At 63.7% G+C, this 16,754-nt stretch carries 19 protein-coding genes; 11 read left to right on the plus strand and 8 right to left on the minus strand.

Annotated elements, in window-relative coordinates:
• Positions 1-8: 8 nt before the first annotated feature.
• From NVV79_RS17525 to fabD, 6 genes are all read right to left on the minus strand, one after another.
• Positions 9-899, minus strand: coding sequence for a YicC/YloC family endoribonuclease (locus tag NVV79_RS17525; protein WP_303991866.1), 891 nt, complete (start codon positions 897-899; stop codon positions 9-11).
• Positions 896-2,008, minus strand: a complete 1,113-nt coding sequence (gene mltG, locus NVV79_RS17530) for an endolytic transglycosylase MltG (RefSeq protein WP_303991868.1) — start codon at positions 2,006-2,008, stop codon at positions 896-898. The genes NVV79_RS17525 and mltG overlap by 4 nt, the downstream gene beginning before the upstream one ends.
• Before the next feature lie 168 nt (positions 2,009-2,176).
• Entirely contained in the window at positions 2,177-3,439 is a 1,263-nt protein-coding gene (fabF, locus tag NVV79_RS17535; RefSeq protein ID WP_303992755.1) for a beta-ketoacyl-ACP synthase II, read from the minus strand.
• A gap of 42 nt (positions 3,440-3,481) precedes the next feature.
• Positions 3,482-3,718, minus strand: coding sequence for an acyl carrier protein (locus tag NVV79_RS17540; RefSeq protein WP_035100440.1), 237 nt, complete (start codon positions 3,716-3,718; stop codon positions 3,482-3,484).
• A gap of 246 nt (positions 3,719-3,964) precedes the next feature.
• Complete coding sequence (gene fabG / locus NVV79_RS17545; protein ID WP_303991885.1) at positions 3,965-4,702, minus strand: 3-oxoacyl-[acyl-carrier-protein] reductase; 738 nt, start codon at positions 4,700-4,702, stop codon at positions 3,965-3,967.
• Positions 4,703-4,754: 52 nt separating this feature from the next.
• Positions 4,755-5,705: an ACP S-malonyltransferase gene (gene fabD, locus NVV79_RS17550; protein WP_303991888.1), complete on the minus strand. Its 951-nt coding sequence runs from the start codon at positions 5,703-5,705 to the stop codon at positions 4,755-4,757.
• A gap of 207 nt (positions 5,706-5,912) precedes the next feature.
• On the opposite strand from fabD, the gene NVV79_RS17555 reads away from it, so the two are divergent.
• The 8 genes from NVV79_RS17555 (at position 5,913) to alr (ending at position 13,156) form a co-directional block, all read left to right on the plus strand.
• The gene (locus NVV79_RS17555) at positions 5,913-7,724 is read left to right on the plus strand and encodes a glucose/sorbosone family PQQ-dependent dehydrogenase (protein ID WP_303991891.1); all 1,812 of its coding nucleotides are present in this window, start codon (positions 5,913-5,915) and stop codon (positions 7,722-7,724) included.
• 168 nt (positions 7,725-7,892) lie between these two features.
• Complete coding sequence (locus NVV79_RS17560; protein WP_303991895.1) at positions 7,893-8,096, plus strand: type II toxin-antitoxin system VapB family antitoxin; 204 nt, start codon at positions 7,893-7,895, stop codon at positions 8,094-8,096.
• A complete protein-coding gene (locus NVV79_RS17565) occupies positions 8,093-8,452 on the plus strand; it encodes a type II toxin-antitoxin system VapC family toxin (RefSeq protein WP_303991897.1) in 360 nt (119 codons plus the stop codon). The genes NVV79_RS17560 and NVV79_RS17565 overlap by 4 nt, the downstream gene beginning before the upstream one ends.
• 220 nt (positions 8,453-8,672) lie before the next feature.
• Positions 8,673-9,074 (plus strand): 30S ribosomal protein S6, encoded by a 402-nt coding sequence (gene rpsF / locus NVV79_RS17570; RefSeq protein ID WP_303991900.1) that lies wholly within the window; start codon positions 8,673-8,675, stop codon positions 9,072-9,074.
• Positions 9,075-9,098: 24 nt separating this feature from the next.
• Positions 9,099-9,347 carry a 30S ribosomal protein S18 gene (gene rpsR / locus NVV79_RS17575; RefSeq protein ID WP_092180862.1) on the plus strand — a complete coding sequence of 83 codons (249 nt, stop codon included), beginning with the start codon at positions 9,099-9,101 and terminating at the stop codon, positions 9,345-9,347.
• A 217-nt stretch (positions 9,348-9,564) separates the two neighbouring features.
• The gene (gene rplI, locus NVV79_RS17580; protein ID WP_303991904.1) at positions 9,565-10,137 is read left to right on the plus strand and encodes a 50S ribosomal protein L9; all 573 of its coding nucleotides are present in this window, start codon (positions 9,565-9,567) and stop codon (positions 10,135-10,137) included.
• A 401-nt stretch (positions 10,138-10,538) separates the two neighbouring features.
• Positions 10,539-12,023 carry a replicative DNA helicase gene (locus NVV79_RS17585; protein ID WP_303991906.1) on the plus strand — a complete coding sequence of 495 codons (1,485 nt, stop codon included), beginning with the start codon at positions 10,539-10,541 and terminating at the stop codon, positions 12,021-12,023.
• A gap of 2 nt (positions 12,024-12,025) precedes the next feature.
• Positions 12,026-13,156, plus strand: coding sequence for an alanine racemase (gene alr, locus NVV79_RS17590; protein WP_303991908.1), 1,131 nt, complete (start codon positions 12,026-12,028; stop codon positions 13,154-13,156).
• A gap of 19 nt (positions 13,157-13,175) precedes the next feature.
• Here alr and NVV79_RS17595 read toward each other — a convergent pair whose 3' ends face one another.
• Complete coding sequence (locus NVV79_RS17595; RefSeq protein ID WP_303991911.1) at positions 13,176-13,568, minus strand: nuclear transport factor 2 family protein; 393 nt, start codon at positions 13,566-13,568, stop codon at positions 13,176-13,178.
• 84 nt (positions 13,569-13,652) lie between these two features.
• Between NVV79_RS17595 and NVV79_RS17600 the strand changes: the two genes are divergently transcribed.
• From NVV79_RS17600 to radA, 3 genes are all read left to right on the plus strand, one after another.
• The gene (locus tag NVV79_RS17600; RefSeq protein ID WP_303991914.1) at positions 13,653-14,045 is read left to right on the plus strand and encodes a helix-turn-helix domain-containing protein; all 393 of its coding nucleotides are present in this window, start codon (positions 13,653-13,655) and stop codon (positions 14,043-14,045) included.
• A gap of 3 nt (positions 14,046-14,048) precedes the next feature.
• Positions 14,049-14,582 carry a DUF1697 domain-containing protein gene (locus NVV79_RS17605; RefSeq protein WP_303991916.1) on the plus strand — a complete coding sequence of 178 codons (534 nt, stop codon included), beginning with the start codon at positions 14,049-14,051 and terminating at the stop codon, positions 14,580-14,582.
• A 186-nt stretch (positions 14,583-14,768) separates the two neighbouring features.
• Positions 14,769-16,169: a DNA repair protein RadA gene (radA, locus tag NVV79_RS17610; RefSeq protein WP_303991919.1), complete on the plus strand. Its 1,401-nt coding sequence runs from the start codon at positions 14,769-14,771 to the stop codon at positions 16,167-16,169.
• A gap of 186 nt (positions 16,170-16,355) precedes the next feature.
• On the opposite strand, the gene NVV79_RS17615 is transcribed toward radA, so the two are convergent.
• A complete protein-coding gene (locus NVV79_RS17615) occupies positions 16,356-16,724 on the minus strand; it encodes a DUF2200 domain-containing protein (protein ID WP_303991921.1) in 369 nt (122 codons plus the stop codon).
• Between the last annotated feature and the right edge of the window lie 30 nt (positions 16,725-16,754).

A 16,754-nucleotide genomic window follows, 5' to 3' on the forward strand; every position in this document is an offset into this window, starting at 1 on the left:
GCCAGATCCTATTCGATGTTCTGCACTTGCTCGCGTAGTTGATCGATCGCCGCCTTGAGGTCAAGGCCGATGGCGGTGAGCTCCACCGCATTGGATTTGCTGCACAGCGTATTGGCCTCGCGGTTGAATTCCTGGGCGAGGAAATCCAGCCGGCGGCCAACGGCGCCGCCGCCGCGGATGAGCTGGCGAGCCGAGGCGATATGGGCGGTGAGGCGGTCGAGCTCCTCGCGGATATCGGCCTTGGTGGCCAGCAGCAGGGCTTCCTGCACCAGGCGATCTTCGGGAATGGCGATATCGGCGGCGATATCGGCGACCTGCTGGCGCAGTTTGGCGAGAATGATGTCGCGGCTGCGGGCGGGGTGGGCTTCGGCGCGCTGGACGAGGGCCTCGATCTCGTCGAGACGTTCGAGCAGGACAGCGGCGATCTGGCTGCCTTCCTGGCGGCGGGCGAGGACGAGATCGGCGAGAGCCCGGGATGTGGCGTCGAGAATGGCCGCGGCCAGGGATTCCTCGGCATCCGGCGAGAGGGGCCGGTCGCGCTGTTCGAGCACGCCCTTAAGGCCGAGAATGCCATCGAGGCTGGGCGGGGCGGCCTGGACGGCGCCGCGCAATTCATCGATGGCTGACAGGACGGTAGCAAGGGCCTGCCGGTTGAGCAGGAGATCGCCCCCTGCCCCGTCACGCTCGACGGAAAGGTTGAGGGTGAGCGAGCCGCGCGAGACCTGCTTGCCGATGCGCTGGCGGATGTCGCTTTCCAGCGCGTCGAAGCCGGGAGCGAGGCGCAGACGAATATCGAGGCCGCGACCATTGACCGATTTCACCTCGCAGGCGAAGGACGCGCCCGGCACCGAGCCGGCGGCACGGGCATAGCCAGTCATGCTGGCGAGGGGCTGGCTCACTCCGTTGCCGGAGCCTCGCCGGCTTCCTCTGCTTCGAGGGCCTGACGGGCGGCTTCGGCATCGGCCTCCGCCTGGGCGGCGGCTTCGGCGGCTATGCGGCGGTATTGCGCGACATTCTGCTGGTGCTCGGCATAGGTTTCGGCGAAGACGTGTCCCTCGCGGGGCGAGGCGCCCTTGGCCACGAAATAGAGGTAGTCGTGGGTGTCGGGATTGGCGACGGCCTTGAGAGAGTCGATGCCCGGATTGGCGATGGGCGTCGGCGGCAGGCCATCGATCTGGTAGGTGTTGTAGGGCGTCTGCGCCTCGATTTCGGAGCGGCGCAGGCCGCGGCCCAGAGAGCCCTGCCCCTTGGTGATGCCGTAGATGATGGTGGGATCGGACTGCAGGCGCATGCCGGTGCGCAGACGATTGACGAAGACGGCGGCGACCTGCGGACGCTCGCTGGCGACGCCGGTTTCCCGTTCGACAATGGAGGCGAGGACGAGGAGCTGTTCGGGCGTTTCGAGCGGCAGGTCGGGCTGGCGGGCTTCCCAGACAGTGGCCAGTTCGGTGGTCATGGCGGCCTGCATCCGCTCGAGCACGGATTGACGGGTATCGCCGGGCACGTAGTCGTAGCTGCCGGGCAGAATGGAACCTTCTGGGGGGAGCGTGGAAATCTCGCCAGTGATATTGGCATCGGCATTGAGGCGCTGCACGGCCTCCCACGAGGTCCAGCCTTCGGGGATGACGACGGCATAGCGGATCGGGTTGCCCTCGATCAGCTCGCGCAGGATATCGGCCATGCTGGCGCCGGCCGGAATGCGGAAATCGCCCTGCTTGACCGTGCCTTCGATATTGGCGACGCGGCTGCCGACCTGGAAAATATACTGATTGGAGATGAGGCCCTGTTCCTCGAGGCGCGGGCCGATGGAGGAGAGGCCGGAGCCGGCTTCGACGCGGAAAGTGGTTTCGGCGGTAAGCGGACCTTCGCCATAGAACTGGGAGGCGCCATAGAGCACGATGCCGCCGGCAACCAGCAGGCCGAGAACCAGCAGCGTCAGCAAGCCGTTGAGGATATCAACGAAACCGTTGCTTGAGCGGCGGCGGCGCCGGACCTTGCGATCATTCATCGTGCTGGATCACCCTCGGAGCCCGTGCGCATTGGGATGCGACGGGTCTTGTTGTATTCCCACCGGGTCATTTCGCGGGAATGACCCGGTGAGTTTGACCAAATTCAGCGCAATATCAACACGAGGCTGCATTCGCGCACGATATGCCCGTCCACAACCGGAGGAAGATCAGCTGACCTTGCGCATGACCAGGGTCGCATTGGTGCCGCCGAAGCCGAAGCTGTTGGACAGCGCCACGTTGATCTCCTTCTTGAATGCCTTTTTGGGCACCAGGTTGATCACCGTATCGACCGAGGGATTGTCGAGGTTGAGTGTCGGCGGCGCGATACCATCGCGCATCGCCAGCAGGCAGAAAATGGCTTCGACCGAACCGGCGGCACCCAGCAGGTGACCGACGGCCGACTTGGTGGAGCTCATCACCGCCTTTTCGGCGGCATCGCCCAGCACGCGGGTCACCGCGCCCAGCTCGATCTCGTCGCCAAGCGGCGTCGAGGTGCCGTGGGCATTGATATAGTCGATCTCGGACGGGGAAATGCCTGCGCGCTTGATGGCGGCGCTCATGGCGCGGAAACCGCCATCGCCATCGGGCGAGGGAGCGGTGATGTGATAGGCATCGCCGGAAAGGCCATAGCCGATCACTTCGCCATAAATCCTGGCGCCGCGGGCCTTGGCCCGCTCATAGTCTTCGAGGACGACGATGCCGGCGCCCTCGCCCATGACGAAGCCGTCACGATCCTTGTCGTAAGGACGGGAGGCGGCTTCGGGATTGTCGTTGAAGCCGGTCGAGAGCGCACGGGCGGCGGCGAAGCCGGCCAGCGACAGGCGGTTGACACAGCTTTCGGCGCCACCGGCCACCATCACGTCGGCATCGCCGAGCGCGATTAGCCTTGCCGCATCGCCAATGGCGTGGGCGCCGGTGGAGCAGGCGGTGACCACCGAATGGTTCGGCCCCTTGAGGCCGAAGCGGATGGAGACCTGGCCGGAGGCCAGATTGATCAGGCGGCCGGGAATGAAGAAGGGGCTGATCCGGCGCGGACCCTTTTCGTGCAGGGTGATGGAGGCATCGTAGATGCCGCCCACGCCACCGATACCCGAGCCGATCAGGACGCCCGTGCGTTCCTGCTCTTCCTGGGTTTTCGGCTCGACCCCGGCGTCCTCGATGGCCTGCTGTGCAGCAGCCATGGCGTAGACGATGAAGGGATCGACCTTGCGCTGTTCCTTGGTGTCCATCCACTCATCGGGATTGAACTTGCCCTCGGCATAGTCGCCGAGCGGCAAGCGATGAGCGATCTGGCAGGCGATATCATCGACCTGAAAGTCGTCGATCCGCTTGGCGCCACTCTTTCCGGCCAGGATATTGGCCCAGGTGGCTTCAACTCCGGTACCGAGGGGCGTAACAAGGCCCAACCCGGTGACAACGACGCGGCGCAATTCCATGCTGTGCCTGCCTAACCCGGCCCAAGCCCGACGGGCTTAGCCGACGGCCTTGGTGAGGAACGACACGGCATCACCGAAAGTCTGGATCGACTCGGCAGCGTCGTCGGGAATCTCAACCGAAAATTCTTCTTCGAAGGCCATCACCAGTTCGACCTGGTCAAGGGAGTCCGCACCCAGATCGTCGATGAAGCTGGCCTTTTCGACAACCTTCTCGGCATCCACATTGAGGTGTTCCACAACGATCTTGCGGACCCGATCAGCGACATCGCTCATATTAGACTTCCTTTTTCGAAATCGACGTTTCGTTTCGCTTCTTATTGGCGCAGTGCCAAATCTTCAAGCACCGTTTGGCTGACTTGGCGGCAATGTAGGCGCGCTTTCGGGCGTCTGCAAGGCAGTCCACCACCGGTGCCAGCGGCGGCGAGTATCACACTTGATGGGGCTCCGCCAGCCGCTCCATGCCTCGTTTCCAAGGCTTTTGCCCAGAAGAACCCGCATGGAGAAGACCGGCCGGGCCAGTCAGATCATGGCCATGCCGCCATTGACGTTGAGCGTATGGCCGGTGATGTAGCCCGCCGCATCGCTGGCGAGGAAAACGGCGCAGGCGGCAACTTCCTGCGCGGTGCCGAGGCGGCCGGAGGGGATCGTCGAGAGGATCGACTCGCGCTGCTTGTCGTTGAGCTCGTCGGTCATGGCCGAGGCGATGAAGCCGGGCGCGATGGAATTGACGGTGATGTTGCGGCTGGCGACTTCATGGGCCAGCGCCTTGTTCATGCCGATCAGGCCGGCCTTGGAGGCGGCATAATTGCCCTGCCCCGGATTGCCCATGACGCCGACCACCGAGGAAATGCCGATGATGCGGCCGAAGCGCTGCTTCATCATGCCCCGCAGCACTGCGCGGTTGAGGTGGAAGGCGGCGGTGAGGTTGACCGCGATGACCTCGTCCCATTCCTCATCCTTCATGCGCATGAAGAGATTGTCGCGCGTCATGCCGGCATTGTTGACGAGAATATCGAGGCCGCCCATGGCCGCTTCGGCTGCGGGGACGAGCTTGTCGACCTCATCGAGCTTGCTGAGATTGGCCGGCAGAATCGGGCAGGTGCCGCCGATTTCCTTGGCGGTATCCTCCAGCGCGCCCACGCGGGTGCCTGACAGGGCCACGGTGGCGCCGGCGGCGGCTAGCGCCTTGGCAATTTCGCGGCCAATGCCGCCGCTGGCGCCGGTTACCAGGGCACGTTTGCCAGTCAGATCAAACATTTAGTCCTCCCGATGGAGATAGTGATTCAAGCGCTTAACGGCTTGATTCAAGTTAGGCGGTGAGTTCAGCAACGAAAGCATCGATATCTGCAGGCGAGCCGACCGCTGTCGCGGTCGCTTCGGCATTGATGCGCTTGGCCAGGCCGGTGAGGACCTTGCCGGTGCCCAATTCGGCCAGATGGGTCACGCCGCCCTGACCGGTGAGCCAGGTGACGCTCTCGGTCCAGCGGACAACGCCGGTGACCTGTTCGACCAGGCGCTGGCGGATTTCGGCCGGATCGGAAATCGGGGTGGCCAGAACGTTGGCGACAAGCGGCACAACGGGGGCGTTCATGCTGACTTCGGCCAGCGCGACGGCCATGGCCTCGGCGGCCGGCTGCATGAGCGAGCAGTGGAAGGGGGCACTGACGGGCAGCAGCAGGGCGCGCCGGGCGCCCTTGCCCTTGGCGAGTTCGACGGCACGCTCGACAGCGGCGGTGGCGCCGGAAACGACGACCTGGCCGGGGGCGTTGTCGTTGGCAACGTCACAGACGTCGCCCTGCCCTGCCTCGGCGGCCACCGCCTGGGCGGTTTCGAGATCAAGGCCGAGCAGTGCGGCCATGGCGCCGTGACCGACCGGCACGGCCTTCTGCATGGCCTGGCCGCGCGTCTTGAGCAGGCGGGCGGTATCGGACAGCGAGAAGGTGCCCGCGGCGCAAAGGGCCGAATATTCGCCGAGCGAATGGCCGGCGACATAGGCGGCGTGATCGGCAAGGCGGATGCCCTTGGCTTCGAGCACGCGGATGACGGCGACGCTGACGGCCATCAGGGCCGGCTGGGCGTTTTCGGTGAGGCGCAGAATATCGTCCGGACCTTCGAACATGATGGCCGAGAGACGCTGGCCCAGGGCCTCATCGACTTCCTGGAATACGGCGCGCGCCTCGGGATAGGCAGCGGCCAGATCCTTGCCCATGCCGACGGCCTGGCTGCCCTGTCCGGGAAAGGTGAATGCGTAGCTGGTCATGATATGGCCCCCTCTGCGATCAGTTAGACAATCCGCAAGCCGGCTGTCCAGTTGCGCGGCGTTTGCCGGGAGTGTGTGGCGGAGTCAAGGCGGATGTCGAGTGGGAGAAGTCAAACGCAGCAGGATCAGTGGTTTATCCGCATTCGCCGCCCTGTTGAACGTTTTGCCGGGCCGCGCGTTGACCGCGTGTATCGAAGGGAGCGTTCCATGAAAAACCTGACCTCTATCTGCGCCCTGCTGGCCTGCACCGCGCTGGTAGGCCCCAGTGTCGCGCAAAGCCCCGATTCCTACGTGACCGGGGCAAAGCAATTCACCCAGTCGGTGATCATCACCGGGCTGGCCAATCCGTGGGAAATCACGCTGGGGCCGGATGGAATGCTGTGGACGACGGAGCGCACGGGCAAGCGCATCAGCCGCATCGACCCCACGACGGGTGAGCAGCATGTCGCCATCACGATCGACGAAATCTCGGCTCCCGGCGGGCAGGACGGACTGATGGGGCTGGCGCTGCATCCCGAGCTGGGCCAGGGCACCGGCAATGACCATGTCTATGCCGCCTACAGCTATGTCGACCAGGAAAAGGGCGCGGACCCGCAGGTTCCGGACGCGAGCAGCCCCTATCACATGCTCTACACCAAGATCGTGCGGCTCTCGTATAATGAGGCCGACGGCACGCTGAGCGACCCTGTCGACCTGATCACGGGGCTGCCGGCCAGCAATGACCACAATTCAGGGCGGCTGAAATTCGGGCCTGATAACACGCTCTATTATACGCTGGGCGACCAGGGGAATAACCAGGGCGCCAATGTGTGCCTGCCGATCGAGGCGCAGCGGCTGCCCACGGCAGACGAAATCGCCGCCAAGGATTATGTCGCCTATGTCGGCAAGTCGCTGCGGCTCAACCTGGACGGGTCCATTCCCGAGGACAATCCGGAGCTCGATGGCGTCCAGAGCCATGTCTTTACCTATGGGCACCGCAATATGCAGGGCATCGCCTTCGGGCCGGACGGCACGCTCTATGCCACCGAGCACGGGCCCAAGACCGATGACGAGGTGAATATCCTGACCTCGGGCGGCAATTACGGCTGGCCGAATGTCGCCGGCCTCAATGACGACAAGGCTTATGAGCACGCCAATTGGGAACTGGCCGCCGATCCGCCCTGCGCGGAGACCACGTTCAGCGAATATGCCATTCCCGACACTGTGCCGCATGAGCCGGAAGCCGCGTTCACCGAGCCCATGGTCGACCCGATCGCCACCATGTTCACGGTCGATACCGGCTGGAACTTCGTGGTGCCGGACTGCAAGGGAATCGACTTCATCTGCTGGCCGACGGTTGGGATCACCAGCGTCGAATATTACCAGGGCGGCGATGACCGCATTCCGGGCTGGGACAAGGTGCTGCTGGCGCCGACGCTGAAGCGCGGGTCGATCTATGTGCTGCCGCTCGACGAGAACGGGCAGGCCGTGGACGGAACGGTGGAGCGCTATTTCCAGACCAATAACCGCTATCGCGACGTGGCTGTCAGTGCCGACGGCAAGACCATCTATATCGCCACCGATGCAACGGGCCTGGCCGAAAACACCGAGGGCGGCACGACGAGCGACCTGGCCAATCCGGGTGAGATCATCGCCTATACCTATTCGGGCGAAGGCGACCCCAGTGCCGTTCCGCCGCCCAACGAGCAATCGCTGCGCGGACAGGATGAGGCGGCCGTGACCGAGGCCGACGATGCGCCGGCGGCGGATGCCGCAACTGCGGGCGACCTGCCCAGCTTTACCGACGCCCAGGTGGCATCGGGCAAGACCGCATTCGACGCCAATTGTGCGGTGTGCCATGGCGATACGCTGACCAACAACACCTATGGTCCGCCGCTGGCCGGGGAATTCTTCCACGAGAACTGGGAGGGGTGGCGGCCGCCGATCTGGTGGCCAAGGTGCATACCATGCCGCCATCGGCACCGGATTCGCTGTCGGCCGAGATCTATGCGGACATGGCGGCCTATATCCTGTCGGTGAACGGATTGCCGGCGGATGCGGAGCCGCTGACGGCGGAATCAGGCGGGACGATAAGTTTTCCGTAGAGAGAAAGGGGGCCGGGTGACCGGCCCCTGCCCATCCGGCATCTCCAAGCATTGAAAAGCGCATCAAGTGATGCGATATTTGATGCAGACGAAGGAGACCGGGATGCGGACCACAGTTACGATCGACGATGAACTGCTCACACGGGCAAAAGAGGCTACAGGGATCGAGGAAACCGGCGCATTGTTGCGAGAGGCCTTGAAGGAGCTCTTGCATGGGGAAGCATCCCGGCATCTTGCAGCACTTGGCGGCACAATGCCTGACCTGGAGTATATCCGGCAGTTCAGGCAAGAGCCCGAGGCCAAATGATCGTCGCAGACGCGTCCACCTGGATTGACCATTGGAAACTGGCCGATCTGAATTTCATGCGCCTGCTCATGGCCAAGCAAGTGATGATGCACCCCTTTGTCCTCGGTGAATTAGCCCTGGGGAGCCTCAGGGACAGGCAAAGAACAATTGCGAACCTTCGGGACCTGATGGCTATACGCCCAGCCTCTCACGACGAGGTGCTATATCTGATCGAGACCCGCCGCCTGTTCAGTCGGGGCATCGGCTATGTCGATGTGCATCTGCTTGCTGCCGTACTGTTGCATGGCAATTGCAAGCTCCTCACACGCGACCGCCGCCTCCGCGAAGCCGCCGAGCAGCTCGGCATTGCCGCATAGTCCTTGCCTTTCCCGCGCCTTTCCCCTATAGCCGCGCCAGCAATTCGTTTGGCCGGGGGCTGAACGGAGGGTTTGTCGTTTGCAAGAACGGCAGATAGGGCAAGTGGCCCGGCCTCCCGTGTTCCCGCTCTTTGCAAGACTGCTTTGATGCCCTTCCCGGCTTCAAGGAGGCTCCGCGCCAGATGTTGCTGTGTTTGAAACCACTGACGAAGGCGCATTCATGGCCCTCTATGAACATATCTACCTGGCGCGCCAGGACGTTTCCCAGCAGCAGGTCGAAGAACTGACCGCTGCGCTGACCGAAATCCTCGCCAATGGCGGCGGCAAGGTCACCAAGAACGAATATTGGGGCCTCAAGGGTCTCTCCTACCGCATCCGCAAGAACCGCAAGGCGCATTACACGCTGCTGAACATCGACGCGGCGCCTCAGGCCGTTGCCGAAATGGAACGCCAGATGCGCATCAACGAAGACATCCTGCGCTTCATGACCGTGCGCGTCGACGAGCTGGAAGAAGGCCCGTCGGCCATGATGCAGAAGCGCGATCGCGATGACCGCGATGGCGGCCGTCCCGGCGGCGACCGTGGTGGCTTCGGCGGCGAACGCCGTCCGCGCCGTTTCTAAGAGAAGGACCTGAAAGCTATGGCAATCAAAGACCTCACCACCGCCCAGGCCCGCCGCCCGTTCCAGCGCCGCCGCAAGACCTGCCCGTTCTCGGGCGAGGGCGCGCCCAAGATCGACTACAAGGACGTGCGCCTGCTCTCCCGCTATGTGTCGGAGCGCGGCAAAATCGTGCCGAGCCGCATCACCGCCGTTTCGGCCAAGAAGCAGCGCGAACTGGCCCAGGCGATCAAGCGGGCCCGCTTCATCGGCATCATGCCTTACGCTGTCCAATAAGCTCACTGGGACGGCCAGCTAGCGGCAATCTGCTGCGCTTCCGGTGCTCACGTACGAATGTACGCTCCGCTCCGGTTCTCGCAGATCACCACTATCTGACTCGTCCCAGCGGCTTCTTGTCCGCGTAAGTGCCCTTCACGGGCAACAACGTTGGAGTTCCGGATGGTCCGGGGCTCCTAACCGTCCGAGAGACGGGACAGCTACAAGGAATACCCAAATGAAAGTCATTCTGCTCGAGCGCGTCGGCCGCACCGGTTCGATCGGCGACGAAGTCACCGTCAAGGACGGCTTCGCCCGTAACTTCCTGCTGCCGCAGGGCAAGGCGCTCCGCGCCACCGAAGCCAACCGCAAGAAGTTCGAAGCCGAACGCGCCCATATCGAAAAGCGCAACGACGACCGCCGCAACGCCGCTGCCGGCATTGCCGAAGGTCTCAACGGCCGCGAAATCGTCATCATCCGCCAAGCGGGTGAAACCGGCCAGCTCTACGGCTCGGTCGCCTCGCGCGACATCGTGGAAGCCCTCGCCGTCGACGGCTTCACCGTGCAGCGCAGCCAGGTGGACCTCACCGACCCGATCAAGTCGGTCGGCGTCCACACCGTGCCGCTGAACCTGCATGCCGAAGTGGCCGTGACCATCACCGTCAATGTCGCCCGCTCGGAAGACGAAGCCGCGCGCCAGAGCGCCGGTGAAGACGTGACCGTCACCGTCTATGAAGACGATGTGGAAGGCGACTTCGCCGCCGGCCAGGCCGACGCGGCGCAGGACGACCGTTTCGACGACGCCGTCTGATCGGTTCGCAACTGATTGAAGAGGCCGGGCCATGTGCCCGGCCTTTTTCGTTTGGGAGCAGAATGCTGCCCACCCAGTCGCTTTCATCATCCCGGTGTCATTCCCGCGAAAGCCCCCCTGTTTGCCATGCCTCCAGTGAAACGGAGGTTCCCGCTTGCGCGGGAATGACACGGTGGGTGGGGATCGTTAGGTGCAGCGGGGCCAGCAAGGGCGCAGTGGGTCGCAACCGCGACTCGTGCCATTCTGCTGCCTTGCTCACATGCAACACAGGATCGTCACATTCCCCGTTGTCCACACTGTTCACAGGGGTGGGTCACGGGACATTAACCAGCGGGTCGATAGGCAAAGACACGACGCCGAGTCGCGTGGTTAAGAAAGGTTAACGGTTCCCGGGGGGCATCATGGCAGAGATCGCGCGGCTGCATCCGGCCGAAGACAAGTCTTTCCGTCTGGCGCCCCACAATGTGGAGGCCGAGCAGGCGCTGCTGGGCGCCATCCTGCTGAACAATGACGCATTCTACCGCGTCTCGGACTTTCTCGAGCCGGTGCATTTCTACGAGCCTGTCCACCGCGACATCTATGAGCTGGCGGGCAAGATCATCCGCGCCGGCAAATCGGCCGATCCGACCACGATCAAGACCCACCTGCCCGAGCAGTTGCTGCCCGACGTGACCATGGCGCAATATCTCGCCAAGCTGGCCGCCGAAGCAACGACGGTGCTCAATGCCGGCGATTACGGCCAGGCCATCTATGACACCGCCATCCGCCGCAACCTGATCCTCGTGGGTGAGGAAATGGTGTCGGTCGCCTATGACGGCGACGTGGAGATGACGCCGAACAAGCAGATCGAGAAGGTGGAAGGCGAGCTGTTCCAGTTGGCCGAAAAGGGCCGCTACGATGGTGGCTTCCAGAATTTTTCCAGCGCGCTCAGCGCCTCGATCCAGATGGCGGGGGAAGCCTATCAGCGCGATGGAGGGCTCTCGGGCATTGCCACGGGGCTGGACGATCTCGACCGGCAGATGGGCGGGTTGCAGGGCAGCGATTTGATCATCCTCGCCGGTCGCCCGGCCATGGGCAAGACGTCGCTGGCGACTAATATAGCCTTCAACGTCGCCAAGGCGTGGAAGGGCGAAATAACGCCTGATGGCCACCAGAAGACCACCAATGGTGGGGTTGTCGGGTTTTTCAGCCTGGAAATGAGTTCGGAGCAGCTGGCGACGCGTATCCTGGCCGAGCAGGCGGAAATCTCATCATCGGATATCCGGCGCGGACGCATCCATGACAGCCAGTTTTCCAAGCTGGTGGATGTCTCGAACATGATGAGCAAGCTGCCGCTTTATATCGACGATACGGGCGGTATCTCAGTGGCGCAACTGGCGGCGCGGGCGCGGCGGCTGAAGCGGCAGAAGGGGCTGGATTTCCTGGTCATCGACTATCTGCAACTGCTGAGCGGCTCGAGCAAGGCATCGAGCCAGAACCGCGTGCAGGAACTGACGGAAATCACCACCACGCTCAAGGCCTTGGCCAAGGAACTGGAAGTGCCGATCGTGGCCCTCTCCCAGCTCTCGCGCCAGGTGGAAGCGCGTGACGACAAGCATCCGCAACTGGCGGATCTGCGCGAATCGGGCTCTATCGAGCAGGACGCCGACGTGGTGCTTTTCGTTTACCGCGAAGAATACTATTTGAAGAACAAGGAGCCCAAGGAGGGCACGCCAGAGCATATGACCTGGCAGGGGGAAATGGAAAAGGTACACGGCAAGGCCGAAGTCATTATCGCCAAGCAGCGCCATGGCCCCACCGGCACGGTGCAGCTCAGCTTCGAGGCGCAGTTCACGCGCTTCGGCAACCTGGCACGCGCCGACTACCTTCCCGAGCGCATGGAATAGGCATGGCGCTGACGTCCGGCCTTGGGGGGCAACTCAGTATCGATCTCGGGGCATTGGCCCGGAACTGGCGGGCACTGGACAAGGTGAGTGCCGGCGCGCTGACCGGTGCAGTGGTGAAGGCCGATGCCTATGGCACCGGCATCACCATGGCCAGCAAGGCGCTGCATGCGGCGGGCGCCCGCTTCTTCTTCACGGCAACGCCGGACGAGGGCATGGCGGTGCGCGCGGCGGTGCCCGATGCGCATATCTTCATTCTCAACGGGCTCTATCCGGGCGCGGCCAACCTCTATGTGCGGCAGAATCTGATGCCGGTCATCTCGTCGATGGCGATGCTGGAGGAATGGCTGGCCAAATGCCTGGAGCGCAACGAGGCCTATCCCTCGGCCTTCCATTTCGATACCGGCATGAACCGGCTGGGTTTTCGGCTGAACGAAGCGGCGCAGGTGCGCGAGCGTATCCAGACGCTGGGCTATGCGCCGCAGATGGTGATGAGCCACCTGGCCTGCGCCGATACGCCCAACCACGAGAAGAACCGCACGCAACTGGCGCTGTTCGGCTCCGTCATGACGCAGTTTCCCGGCATTCCGGCGTCGCTGGCCAATTCGGCCGGGCTGATGACGGGCCGCGACTATCACTTCCAGATGGTGCGACCGGGCATCGCGCTCTATGGCGGGCGGGCGGTGAATGGCCGCAAGAATCCGATGGCGCCAGTGGTGACGCTGCATGTGCCGATCATGCAGGTGAAGGAAGCACGCACCGGGGAAAGCGTGGGTTATGGCGCCACCCAGTCGCTGGCGCGGGACAGCCGGCTGGCCATTCTCAGCCATGGCTATGCCGACGGGTTTTTCCGCTCGCTGTCGGGCAGCAATACGCGGCCGGGCGCCAAGGTGGTGATCCGCGGCAAGGTGTGCCCGGTGCTCGGGCGGGTCTCGATGGACCAGGTGACGGTGGATATCACCGAACTGGGGCCCGACATTCCGAGCCCGGGCGAAGGAGCCGAAATCCTTGGCGACATCATCGGAGCGGATGAGCTGGCCGATGCCGGCGGCACGATCGGCTATGAAATCCTGACCTCGCTCAAGGGCCGCTATAGCCGCAATTATGTCGGCGACGGCAACCTGCCGCCGGATTGATCGCCGCCGCGGCTTGCTGTCAGCCCCAGAAGGCGTCTTCTGCCGGCTGATCAGCCGAGAAAAGCCAGACTTCGGCGATCTTGCCGGCCTCGACGCGCAGCAGGTCGATGCCGGCCATCGCCATGGTCTTGCTGCCGCTTTCGGCGGCGAAGTGAATGGTGGCGGCAACCAGATCGCCATTGGCGAACAAGTGCTCGACCCGGTCGATGCGGAAGCTGCCGGCGCTGCGCTCCATGAAGGCGCTCAGCAGGCCGAAGACGGCGGATTTGCCGCGATGAGTGCCCGAGAGGCTGTTGCCGCCGGGCTGATGCCAGACCAGATCGTCGGCGAAAGTGTTGCCGGCCGCTTCGAGATCGCCGCGGGCGACGGCATCGAAGTAGAATTGAACCAGATCGATATTCTGCTTGCTCATATGCGTTCTCCAAAGTGATAGAGCCGAGCTAGAGCTACGCATGACGAATTGCAAGTAAGCACCCGAACGTTGTATAGGTACCTAATGGTGACTAAAGACACAGAACGACGCCCCGCCTGGGACGTCTACAAGGTCACCTGCCCGACGCGGCAGGTGCTGGATTGCATTGCCGACAAATGGGCGGTGCTGGTGGTGGGATTGCTGCTGAGCGGCACACGGCGCTTCGGCGAAATGCGCAAATCCATCGAGGGCGTGTCGCAGAAAATGCTGACGCAGACATTGCGCGGCCTGGAGCGGGACGGAATCGTCGCCCGCAAGGTCTATGCCAGCGTGCCGCCCAAGGTGGAATATTCGCTGACGCCGCTGGGTCATTCGCTGGCGCGGATCGTGGAGGACCTGCGCCTGTGGTCGGAAAGCAATATCGAGATCGTGCTGGCCAGCCAGCAGGCCTATGATTCCCAGCCGAAGGACGACTAGCCGATGGGTATCTTCGTTGTCCTGCTGCGGGCCATCGGGCCGATCACGCACAAGATCATGTCGATGGCGCAATGGCGGGATGCCGTGGCGGCGATGGGCTATGACGATCCGCAGACCTATGTGGCGACGGGCAATATGATCGTGGGCAGCGGCAAGGGGATTGCCGAGGTCACAAAGGACATGAATGCGGCGGTGCGGGGGCTTGGGCTCGGCCCGGGCAATGTGGCCGTGGTGCGCAAGGCGGCGGGGCTGAAGCGGCTGGTGGCCGCCAATCCGTTCAGCGAAGCGGCGGCGGAAAGGGCGAGCGAACTGGCCGTCTATTTCTTTGCCGGGACGCCGGATTTTGCCTGGCTCGCCGACTATGACGGACCGGAGCGCTGGCATATCGAGGGCAAGCATCTGTTCGTGGACTATGACGGACGCATTTCGCAGAGCCCGCGGCTGGCGGGGCTGGTGGAGAAGCGCTCGGGCGTGGGCACGGCGCGGAACTGGAACACGGTCAAGGCGCTGGCGGAGCGGGCGGCGGCGCGGGGTTAGCCAAAGGCTGACTTTAGCGACTGCGGCCCCACCCCACCCTCAATCCCTCCCCATCGAGGGGAGGGATTGAGGGTGGGGTGGGAGAAGGTTTAGCCCCGATCGCTTATAAAGTTCACTTTTTGTTCTTGCCCGACTTCCCCGGACCAGCTAGGCTTTCCGCCAGCGTTGCAAGTGTAGAGACTCGTCTTGGCCAAATCCCGTTCTTCCTTCGTCTGCCAGGCCTGTGGGGCCGTGACCTCGCGCTGGCAGGGGCGGTGCGATGCCTGTGGCGAGTGGAACACCATTGTCGAGGAAATCACCGATAGCGGCGTGGGCGCGGGGCCGAAATCGGCCAAGGCCAATGGACGGCCGACCAATCTGGTGCCGCTGTCCGGGGAAACGGAGAGCGCGGCGCGGGTGGTGACGGGGCTGGCGGAACTGGATCGGGTGACCGGCGGCGGGTTCGTCAAGGGTTCGGCGCTGCTGGTGGGCGGCGATCCGGGAATCGGCAAATCGACGCTGCTGCTGCAGGCAGCGGCGGCTTTGGCCAACCAAAGCAAGCGCGTCGTCTACGTTTCAGGCGAAGAGGCGGTGGCGCAGGTGCGGCTGCGGGCGCAACGGCTGGGGCTGGGCGAGGCCAATGTGATGCTGGCGGCCGAGACCAATGTGGAAATCATTCTCGCCACGCTGGAAAACGGCCCTGCCCCGGACCTGGTCATCATCGATTCCATCCAGACGCTGTGGACCGACCGGGTGGACAGCGCGCCCGGCACGGTGACGCAGGTGCGCACTTCGGCACAGGCGCTGACGCGCTTCGCCAAGAAGAGCGGCGCGGCGGTGGTGCTGGTGGGGCATGTGACCAAGGACGGGCAGATCGCCGGGCCCCGCGTGGTGGAGCATATGGTCGATGCCGTGCTCTATTTCGAGGGCGATGCCAGCCATACGTTCCGCATTTTGCGCGGCGTGAAGAACCGCTATGGCGCGACGGACGAGATCGGGGTGTTCGCCATGACCGAACTTGGGCTGGAGCAGGTGGCCAATCCCTCGGCGCTGTTCCTCGACCAGCGCGACGAGGGCGCGGCCGGTTCGGCGGTGTTTGCCGGCATGGAGGGGACGCGGCCGATATTGATCGAAATCCAGGCGCTGGTGGCCCCCTCCCCGCTCGGCACGCCAAGACGGGCAGTGGTGGGCTGGGATAGCTCGCGGCTCTCCATGGTGCTGGCCGTGCTGGAAACGCGCTGCGGGGTACGGATCGGCGCCAATGACATCTATCTCAATGTGGCGGGCGGGTTGAAGATCAACGAGCCGGCGGCGGACCTGGCGGTGGCGGCGGCGCTGATCTCGTCGCTCACCAGTTCGCCCTTGCCGAAGGATGCGGTCTATTTCGGGGAAATCTCGCTGGCCGGCGGAATCCGGCCGGTAGCGCATGGTTCGCTGCGGCTGCGCGAGGCGCAGAAGCTGGGCTTCAAATCGGTCTCGACGGGGCGGCTGGGCACGGCGGACCGGGCGTCGGGGCTGGCGGTGTCGGAGTTTTCGGCGCTGTCGGAGCTGGTGGGGCGGATCGCGGCGGCGGGCAAGCCGCGGGAGCCGGAGCGGGAGGAATGGTAACCTGATCCTCCATCCACGATGTCATTCCGGCGAAGGCTGGAATCCATCTTGAGATGCCCCAACGCGCGATGAGAGTGGAATGATCGCAGGATGGATCCCGGCCTTCGCCGGGATGACATTGGTGAAATTGGTCAGCGCTTCCGGCATTTGCGGGAATGACCCGACGCCCCTGCACCGTGAAACGCTCTAAGCCTCGACCGGCTGCCGCAGGATCTTGGACATCGGGCGGCCCTTGGCGAGTTCGTCGATCAGTTTGTCGAGGTAGCGGATTTCCTTCATCAGGGGTTCCTCGATCTCTGCCAGCTTGACGCCGCAGACCGAGCCGGTGATCAGCGACCGGTCAGGATTGAGCTGCGCCTGGGTGAAGAAGGTCTCGAAGGTGGTCTTGTTGGCCAGTTCGCGATCCAGCGACTCCTGGCTGTGGCCGGTCAGCCAGCGGATGACCTCGTCGACCTCTTGCTTGGTCCGGCCCTTCTTCTCGGCCTTTTCGAGGTAGAGCCGATAGACGCTCGCCACGCTCATGGCATAAACGCGCTGGTTGTTCTTGCTGTTCATGACATTCTCCCGGGGTGGGCCGACAGTTTA

Source organism: Devosia ginsengisoli (assembly GCF_024707105.1).
GTDB lineage: Bacteria > Pseudomonadota > Alphaproteobacteria > Rhizobiales > Devosiaceae > Devosia > Devosia ginsengisoli_A.

What these genes read in the sequence shown, in the direction of transcription:
- NVV79_RS17555 (WP_303991891.1), top strand. Translation starts at nt 5,913, where the DNA reads ATGAAAAACCTGACCTCTATCTGCGCCCTGCTGGCCTGCACCGCGCTG.
- alr (WP_303991908.1), top strand. Translation starts at nt 12,026, where the DNA reads ATGGCGCTGACGTCCGGCCTTGGGGGGCAACTCAGTATCGATCTCGGG.
- NVV79_RS17560 (WP_303991895.1), top strand. Translation starts at nt 7,893, where the DNA reads ATGCGGACCACAGTTACGATCGACGATGAACTGCTCACACGGGCAAAA.
- NVV79_RS17600 (WP_303991914.1), top strand. Translation starts at nt 13,653, where the DNA reads ATGGTGACTAAAGACACAGAACGACGCCCCGCCTGGGACGTCTACAAG.
- fabG (WP_303991885.1), bottom strand. Translation starts at nt 4,702, where the DNA reads ATGTTTGATCTGACTGGCAAACGTGCCCTGGTAACCGGCGCCAGCGGC.
- rplI (WP_303991904.1), top strand. Translation starts at nt 9,565, where the DNA reads ATGAAAGTCATTCTGCTCGAGCGCGTCGGCCGCACCGGTTCGATCGGC.
- NVV79_RS17585 (WP_303991906.1), top strand. Translation starts at nt 10,539, where the DNA reads ATGGCAGAGATCGCGCGGCTGCATCCGGCCGAAGACAAGTCTTTCCGT.
- NVV79_RS17605 (WP_303991916.1), top strand. Translation starts at nt 14,049, where the DNA reads ATGGGTATCTTCGTTGTCCTGCTGCGGGCCATCGGGCCGATCACGCAC.
- NVV79_RS17595 (WP_303991911.1), bottom strand. Translation starts at nt 13,568, where the DNA reads ATGAGCAAGCAGAATATCGATCTGGTTCAATTCTACTTCGATGCCGTC.
- NVV79_RS17615 (WP_303991921.1), bottom strand. Translation starts at nt 16,724, where the DNA reads ATGAACAGCAAGAACAACCAGCGCGTTTATGCCATGAGCGTGGCGAGC.
- NVV79_RS17540 (WP_035100440.1), bottom strand. Translation starts at nt 3,718, where the DNA reads ATGAGCGATGTCGCTGATCGGGTCCGCAAGATCGTTGTGGAACACCTC.
- fabD (WP_303991888.1), bottom strand. Translation starts at nt 5,705, where the DNA reads ATGACCAGCTACGCATTCACCTTTCCCGGACAGGGCAGCCAGGCCGTC.
- rpsF (WP_303991900.1), top strand. Translation starts at nt 8,673, where the DNA reads ATGGCCCTCTATGAACATATCTACCTGGCGCGCCAGGACGTTTCCCAG.
- mltG (WP_303991868.1), bottom strand. Translation starts at nt 2,008, where the DNA reads ATGAATGATCGCAAGGTCCGGCGCCGCCGCCGCTCAAGCAACGGTTTC.
- NVV79_RS17565 (WP_303991897.1), top strand. Translation starts at nt 8,093, where the DNA reads ATGATCGTCGCAGACGCGTCCACCTGGATTGACCATTGGAAACTGGCC.